Raw genomic sequence first — 15,742 nt, forward strand, 5'->3', positions numbered from 1 at the left:
CGCCACCGGCCCGAATGCAGGCGGCCTGATCAACGCCTCAGGATGAGACTGGGCGGCATCTTCGCATGCGGAAGCCGTATCCGCGCACTCCGTCCTCATCCTGAGAGCCCGCCGGAGGCGGGTATCCCGAAGGATGGGCCACAGGGAAACGGCCTCCCTGCGCTTGAACCCCTGGTGCGAATGGTTAGTTTTGAGATCCGGCGAATCGCCTCATTCGCCACTCCCTCAAGATAGACATGGCCAGTTTCACCCCGCATCAGGATGCTGCGCTCAAAGCCGTCGGCGATTGGCTAAAGGCCAAGCCCGGACGGGGCGGCACGCCGCCCGTCTTTCGCCTGTTCGGCTTTGCCGGCACCGGCAAGACAACGCTGGCGCGGCATATCGCCGAGGGCGTGGACGGCGAGGTGAAGTTCGCCGCCTTCACCGGCAAGGCGGCCCTCGTCATGCGCAACAAGGGCTGCGACGGCGCCTCCACCATCCATTCGCTGATCTACCGCGCCCGCGAATCCGGCGAGGAGCAGCCGAGTTTTGAGCTGTGGGACGACGCGCCGGCGTCGAAAGCCAAGCTGATCGTGATCGACGAATGTTCGATGGTCGATGCCGAACTCGGCCGCGACTTGATGTCGTTCGACTGCCCGCTCTTGGTGCTGGGCGATCCCGCGCAGCTGCCGCCGATCCAGGGCGGCGGCTTCTTCACCAATTCCGAGCCGGACGCGATGCTGACCGAGGTGCATCGCCAGGCACAGGACGATCCGATCGTGCGGATGTCAATGGACGTGCGCGAGGGCCGCGAGCTCGACATCGGCCGCTACGGCGAGAGCGAGGTGGTGTCGCGGAAAGACCTCGATCCCGATCGCGTCATGGGCGCCGACCAGGTGCTGGTCGGCCGCAACAACACGCGGCGCGCGTACAACATGCGCGTGCGCCAGCGCCAGAACATCGAGGATGTCTTTCCAGTCGCCGGCGACAAGCTTGTGTGCCTGCGCAACAACCGCAAGAAGGGCCTGTTCAACGGCGGCCTGTGGCGGGTGAAGTCGCGCAACACCTCGCGCTCGAAATCGCGCATCCTCTCCATGCGGCTGTCGCCGGACGAGGATTTCGGGAACAAGGTGACGAAGGCGTCCGTGCGGGCCGACTGCTTCGAGGGCGGCATCGAGCAGATCCCCTGGGAGCAGCGCAAGCCCTATGACGAGTTCGACTACGGCTACGTGCTGACAGTGCACAAGTCGCAGGGCTCGCAATGGGACGATGTCGTGCTGTTCGACGAGAGCTTTGCGTTCCAGGATTCGCGGGCGCGGTGGCTGTACACGGGGATCACCCGGGCGGCGAAAAGGCTGAGCATCGTCGTCTAAAGCGCCCTGCCCACGATCTCTCTCCATAAGCAAATAAACGCGTGGGCACGCTTCGCTTTGACCACCCTTTACGGGCGCGATTGGTCCAGGCGAGCAGGAATTTCGGCGTGACCTTGATCGACAGGCTGAAATCGTCGATCGCGCTTTGCAGCGCGCCGCGGCGCGCGTGGATGACGCCGCGGTTGTTGTAGGGAACGCCATAGGCCGGGCGCTTCAGGAGCGCGAGGTTGTAGTCGGCCATCGCGAGATTCTCCTGTCCGTGCGCTCTTAGGCGAGGCCGCGCAGGTTGAGCGCGACGACGTTGTCCGGATCGAGGTCGATGGCCAATGGACAGCGTCTCGATCGCGTGGACATGATCGCGCTTGTTGAGCAGGGTGTTGCCGCGCACGGACAGCGCGGTCGCCTTGTCCTTGCCGGCGAGACGATCGGCGCTCAGTCGATCGCGCCGGTTCATCGAGCGCGGAGTTCCGCATCCCGCCAAGCCGGCCGGTCCCCGCGTCGACCCTGCGCGTCCTCACGGTCTCGTGTCCTCTCCGGCGTAACAATCTGCGGCTCTGCCCGTATCTTGAATGATGCGAAAACGCGGCCGGGCAGGCTGTTCGCCCGGTCCCGACCGCCCTAGACTGTCAGCCCTTCCCAAAGAGGATCGTCATGCGCCGAACCGCCCTCGCCACCCTGCTCGCCGCAACCACCGCCCTGATGCTGGCTTTCACGATGCCGTCCCGGGCCGCGGAGGAGGCGGTCGTGATCCCTGCCCCAGCATTGGACGCGGCGCCTGCAACCGGCATCCAGACCGCCGTGGTTGCCGGCGGCTGCTTCTGGGGCGTGCAGGGCGTCTTCCAGCACACCGCGGGCGTCGTCAGCGCGGTCTCCGGCTATGCCGGCGGCACCAAGGCGACCGCCGACTACCAGACCGTCTCGAGCGGCCGGACCGGCCACGCGGAATCAGTCGAGATCAAGTACGACCCGAAAAAGATCTCCTACGGAAAAATCCTCCAGATCTACTTCTCGGTGGTGCACGACCCGACCCAGTTCAACCGCCAGGGCCCCGACATCGGCACGCAATATCGCTCGGCGATCTTCACCACCTCCGACGAGCAGAAGAATGTGGCGGAGGCCTATATCGCCCAGCTCAACGGGGCCAAGGTGTTCGGCAAGCCGATCGTGACCAAGGTCGGCGCGCTGGAGGCGTTCTATCCGGCAGAGGCCTATCACCAGGACTATCTGACGCTGCACCCGAACCAGCCCTACATCGCCTATAACGACCTGCCCAAGGTCGAGAACCTGAAAAAGCTGTTCGCGGATCACTACATCGAGAAGCCGACGCTGGTGAATGCCAGCAAGGCCACCAACTGATCGCGAGATCATCGATCACTGAAGAAACGGGAGACCCATGCCCGACACCAAGGCGAAAACCACCGACGACAAGGTCATCAAGAGCGAAGAGCAGTGGCGGCGCGAGTTGACGCCGATGCAGTACGCGGTGCTGCGCGAGAAGGCGACCGAGCGACCCTTCACCGGCGAATATGAGCACGACCATCGTGCCGGCACTTACGTCTGCGCCGGCTGCGGCAATGTACTGTTCGAGTCCGATGCCAAGTTCGATTCCGGCTGCGGCTGGCCGAGTTTCACCGCGCCCGCGGTCGAGAGCCATATCGACGAGGAGCGGGATCTGAGCCACGGCATGATCCGCACCGAGGTGCTCTGCTCCAAGTGCAGCGGCCATCTCGGCCATGTCTTCCCCGATGGCCCCGGACCGACCGGCCTGCGCTACTGCATCAACTCCGCGGCGCTGAAGCTCGAGCCCAAATAACCCTCGCGCGCTCCGGGTTCCGCCATGGAACCCGGGGGCGCGATGTGCTTTTCTTCCCTAGCGGTGCGCCGATCAGCGCATTCCGGCGGGCCGCCAGGGAGGATGCCATGACCCTTGGGACCGTCCTGATCATCCTGGTGATCATCTATCTGGTCGGCGGCCTGTCCGGCCAGTTCGGCGGCTACGGCTATGGCCTTGGCCATTCCGGCATGGGGATCGGCGGGGTCGCGCTGGTCGTGTTGATCGTGCTGCTGCTTGCTGGCAAAGTTTAAACCATACAAGCCATTGAAATAGCTTATATTTCTTTGGTTGCGGGGCTGCCATGCGTGGATTCATCATCTCGCATCGCGGGGGTCGCATTTCTGTCAAAACGGCCTATATTAGGGGACGAAAATGACATGTGCGGCGGGCCCGCTCGAGTGCGGCCCCTGCCCTCCCAAAACCCCACGCGCTTAAAGCCCCAGAGAAGATCACGAGGTCTTTGACCATGCGTCAACTGCGTCCGTTCAACTTCAACACCTCCGCCGAACTCTTCCCCGCTGCGATCCGCAAGAAGAAGCGTGCCGGCTTCACCTACCGCCGGTTCGGCACCGCGGCCGAGGCCGTGCAGTTCGCGATGGAGCAGTTGCCGACGGACTCGCTGAACGGCGCCTATCTCCAGGTCGAGGAAGCGCGCTTCGACCAGAACGGCATCCGCTCGCTCTATGAGAGCGAAGCCTTCCCGCTGCCCCGCCGTCCCAAGCCGGCGCCCGCCGCCGCCGAGACCGACGCCGACGCGGCGTAAGTCTTCGCAAGGGTCCGATGTACGCTGAAGGCGCGATGACCGAAAGGTCGTCGCGCCTTTTGCGTTCGCGCGTCATTGCGAGCGCAGCGAACAATCCAGCGCCCCTCTCAATCCAGCGTCCCTCTGCGGAAAAATTCTTGGTTGCTTCGCTGCGCGCGCAATGAGGATGTGGAGAAATCTGGCGCGTCGTCGACCAGTCGGACTCCCCCTCACCCGCCGCCCTCACGTCCGCGGCTGCTTGTCGAGCCAGCGGCGGAGCAGGCGGACGTTGCGCATGTTGGCGCGGAACACGACGTCGAAGGCATCACCCGCGAACGGCACCATGCCGACCACGCCGTCGACCGCGACATTGCCGAGCATGCGCGCGGTGACGTACCAGGGCGCACCCAGCGCCCTCGCCTCGCGCACCAGCCACAGCGAGATCGCGGTCGTGATGATGTCGCCGACCACGGGGATCAGCCCGATCAGCCCGTCGATGCCGTAGCGGATGTTGGTACCGGGCAGGATGAAGGCGACGTCGAGCAGTTTTGCGATGGCCTCGAGCCGCGCGATGCGCTGCTCGCGCGTCAGATTGCCGAACGGATTGCCCTGACCGAATTCGAAGCGAAACTCGCGAAAACCCTGTTCCAGCGTCTCCGGGCGGATCTCATGCCCTTCCTGGTCGATGATCTTCCCGTGCGCCGCGGCGCCTGAAACGGTCGCGCGCGAATGGCTCCCGGAACGGGATTTGTGGGGCGCAAGGATGTCGTCGTCAGACATGGTCATAACCTGGGAAACGCGCCAGCGCCACGAGGGTTGCTGCGCCGCGCCCGAACGCCGCGCGTTCAGGTCGGTGCTGCCGCGGATTGCGGCTCCTCGACATATCTATGCACGAGCCAGGAGGAAATCACCGACGGCACGAAGCCGACCATGCCGTACAGGATGAACTGCACCACGCCCGAATCCGGCCCGCGCGAGCTGTAGGTCAGTGAGGCCAGCACGAAGGCGAACAGGCCGACGAGGAGCATGCGCAAGGTGGGGCCGATCCGGCGGATATGAATGAGAATATCGTCGACGGCGCCGATCATCAGCGAGGGCAGGAAGCCGAACAGATAGCTGTATTGCAGCGTCTTGAAGAACACCACGAACAGCTTGCCGACCTCTCCGAGACTGGTCTGGGTCCAATAGCCCGACTGATAGGTTGTCGTCAGCAGCAGCAGGAACCCGCCGACGAACGGGCCAACCAGCGCAAACACCAGATAGCGTTTCATCAAATACCCTCACCCTTGGTCCCGTTATAGCAGCGCAGCGGGAACCTTGAACAGCGGGGTCGGTGGCCGCCTCGAGGGGAACAAGTGGAATGGCGACGAGTTCAGACAGCACTTGGAAATCATCCCAGTCGGATTGGAGCCGCCGATGTCCCGTAAATTTTGTCTGGCGACGATCACGTTGGTTGCCCTGAGCGGCCTGTCGGGCGCGCCCGCTTTTGCCCAGGGCCACATGGGCACGCCACAAGAGCAGAACGCCTGCTCGCGCGATGCGTCGCGGCTGTGTCGCAAGGAACTCGGCAATGACGGCGCAGTGCAGAGCTGCCTGCAGGCCAACCGGGCCAAGCTGTCGAAAGCATGCAGCAAGGTGTTCGCCAGCCACGGCATGTGAGGATCGGAAGCACCCTGTGAACGGAGAGTGAAGCCATGCTGCGCGACGAACAACTCTCGATCCTCAGGGACATCAGCCAGTCCGTCGCCTTCGCCGACGACCGTCACGGCAAGATCAGCGAGCTGATCGCCGACGGTTATGTGATGAAGGACGGCGATCTGTTCGAGCTCACCGCGAAGGGCGTCACGGCGGTGCAAGAACATGCCGCCTCGCTCGGTGCCGACGATGCGGAACAAGCGAGCGCATCATCCGACAGGCCGATCTGATCGCGCCACCTCGCTTGCTGCGTGACGTGCGCGCAACAATCGGGAATTCCTTTGCCATGACCATTGCAGCCGCGCGACAATGGCGCATACTTCGCTCGGGCGGCGCAGCACTTTCGATTCGACATCCAAGTAATCGAGCGACCACATGCGGGATCGAGGTCCCGGCGTGAAGGCTGTGACGTGCGGCAGATCAAGCCGCGTGCGGCGCCCCAAAAACCAAGCGGCTCAAGCCCAGGGAACTCAGGGACCCATCCTTCATGACACGCTATCAGACCATCACCTCTGTCGTCGCATTCGCCACCACCTTCGCACTCCAGACATCACCCAGTCTCGCCTTCTCGCAACAAGCCCAGCAGATGTGCTCGGCCGATGCGATGCGGCTGTGCTCCAGTGAAATCCCTGATATCCCGCGGATCACCGCCTGCATGGTCAGGAACAAGTCGCATGTCAGCCCCGGCTGCCGCGCCGTGATGGACCGCGAGCATGCGGCCGCCCGGAAGCGGGAAGCGGCGGCGCAGTAGGAGGGGGTGGCGACGCCTGCCGATCCGCCGTCATTGCGAGGAGCGCTTGCGACGATATCCAGAACTTCGACCGTGGAGAGACTCTGGATTGCTTCGATTCGCTCGCAATGACGGAGTGTGTGGCGACGCCTCCGCCCTGCAGGCGGAAACTTCTCGGAGTAAGCCTAGTCGCCCCACTGGGCGAAGGCGTCGTTGAAAGCGCGCTCGCCGGGGGCGCCCTTCTCGATGGCGATGATGGCGCGGCGCTGGTTGGCGTAGACCAGGGGCACGTCGAACCAGGAACGCTCCTTCAGGAGCTGGACGTTGCGGGCGCGGTCGGCATCGACATTGGAGAGGCCGACCAGGAAGAAGCCGTCGGTGACCTTGACCGCGAGGCCGGCAAGCGGCGTGCCGCGGGCCTGCTCATTCGACTTCATCAGGATCCCCGGCACGTTGGAGACGCTGCCGCCAGGAAAATCCGGCGGCAGGATGAAGGTCAGTTCCGCGGTGTGGCTCGCCGGCAGCGAGGAATCGGTATTGCGGCGGAACGACATCGTCATCTTGAACTTGCGGTCGGGAATCTCGATCTCGGCGCGCACGGCGACGTCGGCCTTCTGGTTGCCCGATGCCTTGATCGGCTCGAGCCGCCACACCACCGAGCCGACATATTGCTTGCCCTTCGGGTCGGACGGGTCCTCGTCATAGAGCACGACCTTCTGCGCCACCGGCGCGACCGGCTGGTCGCTGGCCGAGGGCTGGCCGACGCGGTCGGGGATCTTCGGCTTGCTCTGCGGCTGCGACGCATCCTTCGGCGCCTCCACGACCTGGGTCGGCGAGGACTTGAACAGGTTGGTGGCGGCCTGGAGCAGCGGCTTGCCCCAGAGGATGCCGGCACCGATCAGGATCAGCACGATGCCGACGGCGATCGCGCTCTTGAACGGGAACGCGGAGCCGCGGCGCTTGGGCTTCTTGGCGTCGCGGTCGAGGACCGGGATGTGCGGGCGCGGCGACGGCGGCTGCGACGCGTAGCCCTCGGCCTCCTCAACCGACTCGTCATAGGAATAGGGCGCGTCCTGCTCGCCGGCGCGGTTCTCCAGGCTCGGCTCGAGCCGGTCGAATTCCGGCGAGGGCGAGGGCACGTTGGCGTAGGTGCGGCGCGCGGCGCGGTTGGCCTGCGCGGCCGCGCCGCCGAGGTCGTTGGCATCGGCCGTGATGTCGCGGAAGCCGCGCACGCCGGGGGCCTGAGGCAGCGCCGGTGGCGGTCCGATCTCCGGCGGACGGCGCCCCCCGGGGCGATCGCGGCCGGCCGGTTGCGGCGCCGGCGGCTCCGGCATCGACGGCGGCGCAGGCGGCCCCGGTTGGCGCGGCGCGTCGAAACGCGGTGCGCGCGGCGGACGCTGGACATCGCCCTGGTCATCGACGTTGAAGGACGGGCGGTCGGCCCGCGGCGGGGTCGGGGCCGGACGGGTGCGCGGCTGGGATGGGGGCGGGCCCGCCTCGGTGGCACGGGTGCCGGCCCGGCGGAAGGCATCGCCGCTGCCGCTGCCGCTGCTACGGGCGCCACCACCACCGGGGCGCGAGGCCTCCCGGGCACGCTGCGCGGCTTCCGATTCGACCTTGCGGACAGCCTCTTCCAGCGACAGCCGTTCGCGGGTGATCTCGGACTCGGAGAGCGGCGGCTGCACGCTGCGGAGCTGCGCGATCAGTGCCGTGCGCGCCCGTTCATAGAGCGCGCGACGGCTTTCGCCGGGAGCGTTGGGGTCCAGGGCGGCAATAGCGCGGGCGATCAGCGGATAGTAATCAGCCATTTCTACTCAACTATACGCGCGTCCCGGTAAGACATCGTTAAGCCTCAAACGGATTTTGGACCAGGATAGTATCCTCGCGTTCGGGGCTGGTGGAAAGCAGCGCGACCGGGCACCCTACCAATTCCTCGATCCGGCGGACATATTTGATGGCCTGGGCCGGCAGGTCGGCCCAGGACCGCGCGCTGGCGGTCGGCTCCTTCCAGCCCTCGATGGTCTCGTAGATCGGCTCGACCCGGGCCTGGGCGCCCTCGCCGGCCGGGAAATGGTCGATCTCCTTGCCGTCGAGCTTGTAGCCGGTGCAGACCTCGATCGTGTCGAAGCCGTCGAGGATGTCGAGCTTGGTCAGCGCGAGGCCGTTGATGCCGCAGGTTCGGACCGCTTGGCGGACCAGCACGGCGTCGAACCAGCCGCAGCGGCGGGGCCGCCCGGTATTGGTGCCGAACTCGCGGCCGCGCTCGCCGATCTTGCGGCCGATCTCATTGTCCTGCTCGGTCGGGAACGGGCCCTGGCCGACGCGGGTGGTGTAGGCCTTGCACAGGCCGAGCACATAGCCCACGGCGCCCGGCCCAAGGCCGGCGCCGGTCGCGGCCTGCGCCGCCACCGTATTGGACGAGGTCACATAGGGATAGGTGCCGTGGTCGACGTCGAGCAGCGCGCCCTGCGCGCCCTCGAAAAGCATGCGCTTGCCGGCACGGCGCTCGATGTCGAGCAGGCGCCACACGGTCTCGACATAGGGCAGCAGCTGCGGCGCCAGCGCGCTCAATTCCTTCAGGACCTCCTTGCCGTCGAACTCCGGCAGGTTGAGACCACGGCGCAGCGCATTGTGGTGCGCCAGCAGGCGGTCGATCTTGTGCGGCAGGGTGTTGAGGTCGGCGAGATCCATCAGTCGGATGGCGCGGCGGCCGACCTTGTCCTCGTAAGCCGGACCGATGCCGCGGCGGGTGGTGCCGATCGCGGTTGCCGCGTTGGAGGACTCGCGCAGGGCGTCGAGCTCACGGTGCAGCGGCAGGATGAGGGTGACGTTCTCGGCGACCCGCAAGTTTTCCGGGGAGACCGCGACGCCCTGCGAGCGCAGCTTGGCGACCTCATCGAGGAAGGCGGCGGGATCGAACACCACGCCGTTGCCGATCACCGACAGCTTGCCCTCGCGCAGCACGCCGGAGGGCAGCAGCGCAAGCTTGTAGGTCTTGCCGTTGATGACCAGCGTGTGGCCGGCATTGTGGCCGCCCTGGAAGCGGACGACGATGTCCGCCTGCTCCGACAACCAGTCGACGATCTTGCCCTTCCCTTCGTCGCCCCACTGGGCGCCGACGACGACAACATTGGCCATTCGCGGGTAATCCCTGTTCAATCTGTCTCAGGAGGCATGATCCTCGCGGAAAACCGGTGCCCACTCTTCCGGGATCATGCCTGACGCCCAGCCGATCCGCGGCCCGGGACCGCTCGCACGCAAGGCAGCCAACCGGATAAAGGAAGCAGCCCCTCTAGGCAAGCAAGAACGGGGCTTTTTCGAGGACCGGAGGCTGGTCCAAGCCTTTGATATCCCCTTAAAATCTCGCAACCTTTGAAGCCGGCGGGCACCCCGGTTGACCGGCATCAAGCGTTCCGGCCCGCAATTGCGCCAAGGGATAGCCGTCACCTTCCGCGCTGACCCTGCCCGGACCTTGAACTCTCGATTTTTCGGACATGCCGTGACCAAACCGCCGAACAGCCAAGCGAGCCAGCTCTGGCACCTGACGGCCGATGCGCTCTGCACCCGGCTCGGCTGCTCCTTGCAAGGCCTGACCGGCGCGGAAGCCGCCGAACGCCTGGACCGTTTCGGGCCGAACAGCGACGCCCCGCCGCGCATCGAGGGCGCCATGCGCGCCATCCTGCGCCGGCTGCTGGAGCCGCTGTCGCTGATCCTCTTGGTCGCCGGCATCGTCTCGATGCTGACCGGCGACGACATCGGCGGGCTCATCATCGTACTGATTCTCGCGGGCTCGATCGGGCTCGACACCATCCAGGAAGGGCATGCGGTCCGCGCCGCCGAGATCCTCCGCCGCTCGGTGGCGCTCAAGGCCGAGGTCAAGCGTGACGGCGCCTTCCGCGAGATCGACGTCGAGCACGTCGTTCCCGGCGACCTCCTGCGCATCCGCGCCGGCGACATCATTCCCGCCGACGCGCTGGTGCTGGAGAGCACCGCCTTCACCGCGGGCGAAGCGGCACTCACGGGCGAACCCTATCCGGTGCAGAAGCAGGCCGGCGCCGTTACCGACCCCGACGACACCTCGAATGCGCTGTTCCGCGGCGCCGTGGCGCAGACCGGCGAGGCGATCGCGCTCGTCGTCGGGACCGGCCGCAACAGCGTGTTCGGCGCCGCGGCCGCAGCGCTCGCAGAGCCGCAGGCGACCTCCCCGTTCGAGCGCGATCTGCGCGAGTTCGGCCTCGTGGTCGCGCGCGCCACGCTCGCGCTGGTGCTGATCGTGCTCACCATTCGCGTCGTGTCCGGCCGCGCGATTCTCGATTCGCTGCTATTCGCAGTGGCGCTCGCGGTGGGGCTGACACCGGAACTGCTGCCGATGACCACCACGGTGACGCTTTCGCGCGGCGCGCTGCGCATGGCCGGCCGCAAGGTGATCGTGAAACGGCTGGCCGCGATCCACGATCTCGGGGCCATGACGGTGCTGTGCACGGACAAGACCGGCACGCTGACCTCGGCCGAGATCACGCTCGCCAGAAGCATCGGTGGCGCGGGCAACGACGCGCCGCGCGCAGCGCAGCTCGGCGCGATCGCAGCATCGCTCGGCGGCGACCGCGGCTCGCTCGATGCCGCGCTCGTCGCCGGCCGGCCGGATGCCGTGCAAGGCTGGCGGCTGGCCGGGCAGCAGGCCTTCGACTTCTCGCGCCGGCTGGGATCGGTGCTCGCCACCGGTCCGGACGGAGCGCTGCTGATCGTCAAGGGTGCCCCGGAAGCCGTGCTCGCATTGTGCACGATGGACGAGCGGGCGCGCGAGGCGGCCATGGCACGCGCGCGCGAGCTCGCAAGCGAGGGCCTGCGCACCGTGGCCATCGCCTCTCGGGCATGGAGCGGCGCGCGGCGCGAGATCGAGACCGACGACGAGACCGATCTCGTGTTCGAAGGTCTTTGCGCTTTCGCCGATCCGCCGAAGCCGACGGCCGCGGCAGCCATTGCGCGGCTCGCCGCTGGCGGCGTGCGGCTGAAGATCCTGTCGGGCGACGATCCCGTGGTGGTGAAGCGGCTCGCTGGCCTGGTCGGACTCAATCCCGAGCGCGTGCTGTCGGGGGCCGACATCGCCGCGCTCAGCGACGAGGCGCTCGCGGTACAGGTCCGCTCCGCCGATGCGTTCGGCCGCCTCGCGCCGGACCAGAAGTCGCGCATCGTGAAGGCGCTGCAGGCCGGCGGCGAGGTGGTCGGCTTCCTCGGCGACGGCATCAACGACGCACCGGCGCTGAAGGCCGCCGACGTCGGATTGTCGGTCGACGGCGCCACCGGCGTGGCGCAGGCTGCCGCCGACATGATCCTGCTGGCCTCCGATCTCGAAGTCGTCGCCGACGGCGTCGAGGAGGGACGGCGCACCTTCGCCAACATTCTCAAATATGTCCGCATGGGCGCCAGCTCGAATTTCGGCAACATGCTGTCGATGGCAGCCGCCTCGATCGCGCTGCCCTTCCTGCCGATGCTGCCGACGCAGATCCTGCTCAACAACCTGCTGTACGATCTCTCCGAGCTCGGCATTCCCTTCGACCGGGTCTCGGCGCAGGCCACGGCGCAGCCGCAGGTGTGGAGCATGGCGCGTCTGGTGCGGTTCGCTGCGATCATGGGACCGCTGTCGTCGGTGTTCGATGCCCTGACCTTCGTCGCGCTGCTGGTGCTGTTCAAGGCTTCGCCCGAGGAGTTCCGCACCACCTGGTTCGTCGAATCCATGGCGACGCAGATCCTCGTGATCTTCATCATCCGCACCAATGGAAGGCCGTGGCGCAACTGGCCCGATCCTGCGCTCGCGGCATCCTCGCTGACCGCGCTGCTCGCGGCGATGGTGCTGCCGTTCACGCCGCTCGGGGCCTGGTTCGGCTTCGTCGCCCCGCCACCGATCATGATGGCCGGCATCGCGCTGCTCGTCGTCGCCTATCTCGCCTGCGCCGAACTGCTGAAGCCCTTCGCAATCCGCAGCGGGCGGAAGAATTGAAGGTTCCCGCCGTATCGCCTGCGCATGGAGGCGATGCGCCTCGCCCCATTGATGTCGGGGACCTTTCCGTGTCTTTGGACCGTGCCGGGCGATTGAAGCCGGCCCTGCTATCGCCGGGCCGGGGTCCCGGCGCATGACGCGGGACCACAACAACCACGATGACCGCCACCGGCCAGACCACCAGCGCCGCCGCATCCAGTCACAACTGGATCGCCAACCAGCCTTACCTGCTGCTCAGCATCACCGCATTGTGCTGGGCCGGCAACGCCATCGCCGGGCGGCTCGCCGCCGGCCACATTCCGCCGGTGACGCTGTCGTTCCTGCGCTGGCTGTTCGCGTTCCTGCTGGTGCTGCCGTTCGCCTGGAACCACCTGGTGCAGGACTGGGCCGCGATTCGTGGACGGCTCGGCCTGATGGTCACGCTCTCGATCACCGGCATCGGCGCCTTCAACACGCTGCAATACTGGGCGCTCGAGCACACGCAGGCGCTCAACACGCTGCTGCTGCAGTCGGCCGCGCCTTTGCTGGTGGCGCTGTGGTCGCTGGTCATCCTCGGCATCCGCCTCACGGCGGCGCAGGCCTTCGGCGTGCTGCTGTCGATGTGCGGCGTGCTGACCATCCTGCTGCACGGCGACGTCACCACGCTGTCGAGCATCGAGTTCAACAAGGGCGACCTCATCTTCCTGCTCGCGCTCTTGATCTTCGCGCTCTATTCGGTGCTGAGCCTGAAGCGGCCGCCGATGCACGGCCTGTCGTTCCTCGCCTTCACCTTCGGTGCCGGCGCCGCATGCCTGGTCCCGCTGGAGATCTGGGAGCTCTCCGCGCGTCCGGTGATGAAGCTCGACGCGCCGAACCTGCTCACTTTGTTCTACGTCGCGGTGTTCCCCTCGACCCTCGCCTATCTCTGCTTCAATCGTGGCGTGCGCCTGATCGGCGCCAACCGCGCCGCGCCGTTCTTCCACGTCGTGCCGGTGTTCGGCTCGATCATGGCGATGGTGTTCCTGGGCGAACAGCCGCACGCGTTCCACTTCATCGGTTTCGCGCTGGTGCTGTCCGGCGTGTTCGCGGCGTCGAGGAAGCAGGCGTAGCCCAGCTTCGATCCAAGTGCACTGCTGCCCTTCTTCTCCCCTTGGGGAGAAGGAAAGAGCACGCGCTGCATCAAGGCTGCGTCCAACATATTGACCGCTGAGGCCGCGCTTCGGCTCACTCGCGCATTGTAGCATTGCGGCCCTGTGACTTGTGTCATCACGGCAATCGGGCGCAAGTTGCATCCAACGCCAATGACGATTGCTTCGCCCGCGCCACCGGCCGCCAATCCGGCCAGCTGGCTCAACAACCAGCCTTATCTGCTGCTCAGCCTGAGCTCGCTGTTCTGGGCCGGCAACATCGTGCTCGCGCGCCATGTCGGCGCGCACGTGCCGCCGCTGACGATGACCACGATCCGCTGGTTCGGCGTGTTCCTGCTGCTCTTGCCGTTCTCCTGGCCGCATCTGAAGCGCGACTGGCCGGCGCTGCGCGCGAGCCTGCCCCTGATGCTGTTCCTGTCGCTGGTGGGCTTCGCCTTCAACAACGCGATCTCGTACTGGGCGATGCAATACACCGAGGCGCTGAATGCGCTGCTGATCCAGTCGGCGGGTCCCCTGTTCGTGGCGCTGTGGTCGCTGGTGCTGTTCGGGGTGCGGATGACCGGCGGGCAGCTCGCCGGGATCGCGATCTCGCTGCTCGGCGTGCTCATCATCATCCTGCGCGGCGATCTCGCCGCGCTCGCCGGCATCAGCTTCAACCGGGGCGATCTCATGTTCGCCTCCTCGCTGATCGCGTTCGGCCTCTACTCCGCCTTCATCCCGCGCCGGCCCAAGATCCACCAGCTGTCCTTTCTGTCCTTCACCACCTGCTGCGGCGCGATGATGCTGCTGCCCACCGCGATCTGGGAGACAATGAGCGGCCGCGTCCTGCATTTCGATGCGCTGACGCTGGCAACGCTGGGCTACATCCTGATCTTTCCCTCGACGCTGGCATATCTCTTCTTCAACCGCGGCGTCGCGCTGATCGGCCCGAACCGGGCCGCGCCGTTCTTCCATCTGGTGCCGGTGTTCGGCTCGGCGATGGCGATCCTGCTGCTCGGCGAAAAGCTGCAGCCGTTTCACTTGATCGGTTATGCCCTGGTGCTTGCCGGCGTCGTGATCGCCTCACGCCAGGGTTCAGCGGCGAAGTAATTCCGTGACGCGGGCGACGAACTCCCGCCTTCCGATTTCAGCGAAGAGAAGCTAGGTTTCCCACCAACGAAAAAAGGAGGGAACGACCACACATGCTTTCAGCGTTGATTCGAAACCTGCGCATCATCGGCGCGGGCGCACTTTGTCTCGCCGCGTCCGCTGCCCAGGCCGACAATTACCCCAGCCGCAACATCACGCTGGTGCTGCCGTTCGCGGCCGGAAGCGGTACCGACACCACGACGCGGCTGATCTCGCAGCATCTGTCGCAGGCGCTCGGCGTCGGCATCGTGATCGAGAACAAGGCGGGCGCCAACGGCATGCTCGCGGCGACCTATGTCGCGAAGGCCGCCCCTGACGGCTACACTCTGCTGGTGACGACCAACACCACGCATTCGGCCAATCCCTATCTGCTCAAGAGCCTGACCTACGATCCGGTGAAGGATTTCACCCCGATCGCGCGCACCGGCGACCTGCCCTTCATGCTGGTCGTCAATCCGGACGTGCCGGCCAAGACCGTCGGCGAGCTCGTCGCCTACGGCAAGGCCAACCCTGGCAAGCTGAGCTACGCCTCGGGCTCGTCCTCGGCGATCGTGTCGGGCGCGACCTTCGCGCACAATGCCGGGCTCGACCTGTTGCATGTGCCCTACAAGAGCTCGCCGCCGGCGCTCAACGACGTCATGGGCGGCCGCGTCTCGATGATGTTCGTGGACATCCTGACCGGTCTGCCGCACGTCCAGGGCAACGCGCTGCGCGCGCTCGCCGTCACCACCAAGGACCGCTCGCCGCTGGTGCCGAACCTGCCCTCGATGCAGGAGGCCGGCGTGCCCGATTTCGACATCTCGTCGTGGCAGGGCTATTTCGGTCCTGCCGGCATGCCGAAGGAGATCGTGACGCGGCTCAACGCCGAGATCCGCAAGATCGTCGAGAAGCCGGAGATCAAGGCCCAGCTCGCGACGCTCGGCATGGACGCCTTCTCCGGCACACCGGAGCAGCTCGGCACGTTCGTGAACGAGCAGCTGGTGCTGTGGGAACGGCTGATCCGGGACGCGGGGATCGAGAAGCAGTAGGGTCGGCGGCACGGCTCGCATGGGGCAAAGCGTAAGCGTGCCCAGCGTCACTTCTCGAGAACTCAACAAGGAAAAGGTGGGTACGACGCTCTTGCGTCTTTGCCCACC

The 15,742-nt window shown here is 66.2% G+C and carries 16 protein-coding genes and 1 pseudogene; 12 read left to right on the forward strand and 5 right to left on the reverse strand.

The features are described from left to right. Window positions 1-236 precede the first annotated feature (236 nt). Window positions 237-1,352, forward strand: coding sequence for an ATP-dependent DNA helicase (locus tag ACNJYB_RS31270; RefSeq protein ID WP_439370382.1), 1,116 nt, complete (start codon window positions 237-239; stop codon window positions 1,350-1,352). Between the two features lie 70 nt (window positions 1,353-1,422). Here ACNJYB_RS31270 and ACNJYB_RS31275 read toward each other — a convergent pair. Next, window positions 1,423-1,788 (reverse strand): annotated as a pseudogene (locus ACNJYB_RS31275) (tetratricopeptide repeat protein); the annotation flags it as partial. Between the two features lie 215 nt (window positions 1,789-2,003). Between ACNJYB_RS31275 and msrA the strand changes: the two are divergent. From msrA to ACNJYB_RS31295, 4 genes are all read left to right on the forward strand, one after another. After that, window positions 2,004-2,708 (forward strand): peptide-methionine (S)-S-oxide reductase MsrA, encoded by a 705-nt coding sequence (gene msrA / locus ACNJYB_RS31280; RefSeq protein WP_439370383.1) that lies wholly within the window; start codon window positions 2,004-2,006, stop codon window positions 2,706-2,708. A gap of 37 nt (window positions 2,709-2,745) precedes the next feature. Then, complete coding sequence (gene msrB, locus ACNJYB_RS31285) at window positions 2,746-3,165, forward strand: peptide-methionine (R)-S-oxide reductase MsrB (protein ID WP_439370384.1); 420 nt, start codon at window positions 2,746-2,748, stop codon at window positions 3,163-3,165. Between the two features lie 107 nt (window positions 3,166-3,272). Further along, window positions 3,273-3,437, forward strand: coding sequence for a DUF3309 family protein (locus tag ACNJYB_RS31290; RefSeq protein ID WP_439370385.1), 165 nt, complete (start codon window positions 3,273-3,275; stop codon window positions 3,435-3,437). Between the two features lie 215 nt (window positions 3,438-3,652). Beyond that, window positions 3,653-3,949 carry a hypothetical protein gene (locus tag ACNJYB_RS31295; RefSeq protein WP_439370386.1) on the forward strand — a complete coding sequence of 99 codons (297 nt, stop codon included), beginning with the start codon at window positions 3,653-3,655 and terminating at the stop codon, window positions 3,947-3,949. Window positions 3,950-4,171: 222 nt separating this feature from the next. On the opposite strand, the gene ACNJYB_RS31300 is transcribed toward ACNJYB_RS31295, so the two are convergent. Continuing rightward, window positions 4,172-4,714, reverse strand: a complete 543-nt coding sequence (locus tag ACNJYB_RS31300) for a DUF4112 domain-containing protein (RefSeq protein WP_439370387.1) — start codon at window positions 4,712-4,714, stop codon at window positions 4,172-4,174. A 59-nt stretch (window positions 4,715-4,773) separates the two neighbouring features. After that, window positions 4,774-5,199 (reverse strand): DUF5413 family protein, encoded by a 426-nt coding sequence (locus tag ACNJYB_RS31305; RefSeq protein WP_439370388.1) that lies wholly within the window; start codon window positions 5,197-5,199, stop codon window positions 4,774-4,776. A gap of 145 nt (window positions 5,200-5,344) precedes the next feature. Here ACNJYB_RS31305 and ACNJYB_RS31310 point away from each other — a divergent pair, with 145 nt between their 5' ends. The 3 genes from ACNJYB_RS31310 (at window position 5,345) to ACNJYB_RS31320 (ending at window position 6,374) form a co-directional block, all read left to right on the forward strand. Next, the gene (locus ACNJYB_RS31310) at window positions 5,345-5,587 is read left to right on the forward strand and encodes a hypothetical protein (RefSeq protein ID WP_439375689.1); all 243 of its coding nucleotides are present in this window, start codon (window positions 5,345-5,347) and stop codon (window positions 5,585-5,587) included. A 35-nt stretch (window positions 5,588-5,622) separates the two neighbouring features. Further along, on the forward strand, window positions 5,623-5,853 hold the full coding sequence (locus ACNJYB_RS31315; RefSeq protein WP_439370389.1) for a hypothetical protein: 231 nt from the start codon (window positions 5,623-5,625) through the stop codon (window positions 5,851-5,853). A gap of 257 nt (window positions 5,854-6,110) precedes the next feature. After that, window positions 6,111-6,374: a hypothetical protein gene (locus ACNJYB_RS31320; protein ID WP_439370390.1), complete on the forward strand. Its 264-nt coding sequence runs from the start codon at window positions 6,111-6,113 to the stop codon at window positions 6,372-6,374. 164 nt (window positions 6,375-6,538) lie between these two features. On the opposite strand, the gene ACNJYB_RS31325 is transcribed toward ACNJYB_RS31320, so the two are convergent. Both ACNJYB_RS31325 and ACNJYB_RS31330 read right to left on the reverse strand, forming a co-directional pair. Further along, window positions 6,539-8,161: a hypothetical protein gene (locus ACNJYB_RS31325; RefSeq protein WP_439370391.1), complete on the reverse strand. Its 1,623-nt coding sequence runs from the start codon at window positions 8,159-8,161 to the stop codon at window positions 6,539-6,541. 37 nt (window positions 8,162-8,198) lie between these two features. Next, on the reverse strand, window positions 8,199-9,491 hold the full coding sequence (locus ACNJYB_RS31330) for an adenylosuccinate synthase (RefSeq protein WP_439370392.1): 1,293 nt from the start codon (window positions 9,489-9,491) through the stop codon (window positions 8,199-8,201). 361 nt (window positions 9,492-9,852) lie between these two features. Here ACNJYB_RS31330 and mgtA point away from each other — a divergent pair, with 361 nt between their 5' ends. The 4 genes from mgtA to ACNJYB_RS31350 all read left to right on the forward strand — a co-directional run bounded on the left by mgtA (window position 9,853) and on the right by ACNJYB_RS31350 (window position 15,634). Then, window positions 9,853-12,351, forward strand: coding sequence for a magnesium-translocating P-type ATPase (gene mgtA / locus ACNJYB_RS31335; protein ID WP_439370393.1), 2,499 nt, complete (start codon window positions 9,853-9,855; stop codon window positions 12,349-12,351). 158 nt (window positions 12,352-12,509) lie between these two features. After that, on the forward strand, window positions 12,510-13,439 hold the full coding sequence (locus tag ACNJYB_RS31340) for a DMT family transporter (RefSeq protein WP_439370394.1): 930 nt from the start codon (window positions 12,510-12,512) through the stop codon (window positions 13,437-13,439). Window positions 13,440-13,631: 192 nt separating this feature from the next. Further along, a complete protein-coding gene (locus tag ACNJYB_RS31345; RefSeq protein WP_439370395.1) occupies window positions 13,632-14,567 on the forward strand; it encodes a DMT family transporter in 936 nt (311 codons plus the stop codon). A gap of 92 nt (window positions 14,568-14,659) precedes the next feature. Beyond that, a complete protein-coding gene (locus ACNJYB_RS31350; RefSeq protein WP_439370396.1) occupies window positions 14,660-15,634 on the forward strand; it encodes a Bug family tripartite tricarboxylate transporter substrate binding protein in 975 nt (324 codons plus the stop codon). Window positions 15,635-15,742 lie beyond the last annotated feature (108 nt).

This window comes from Bradyrhizobium sp. SMVTL-02 (assembly GCF_051853005.1).
GTDB lineage: Bacteria > Pseudomonadota > Alphaproteobacteria > Rhizobiales > Xanthobacteraceae > Bradyrhizobium.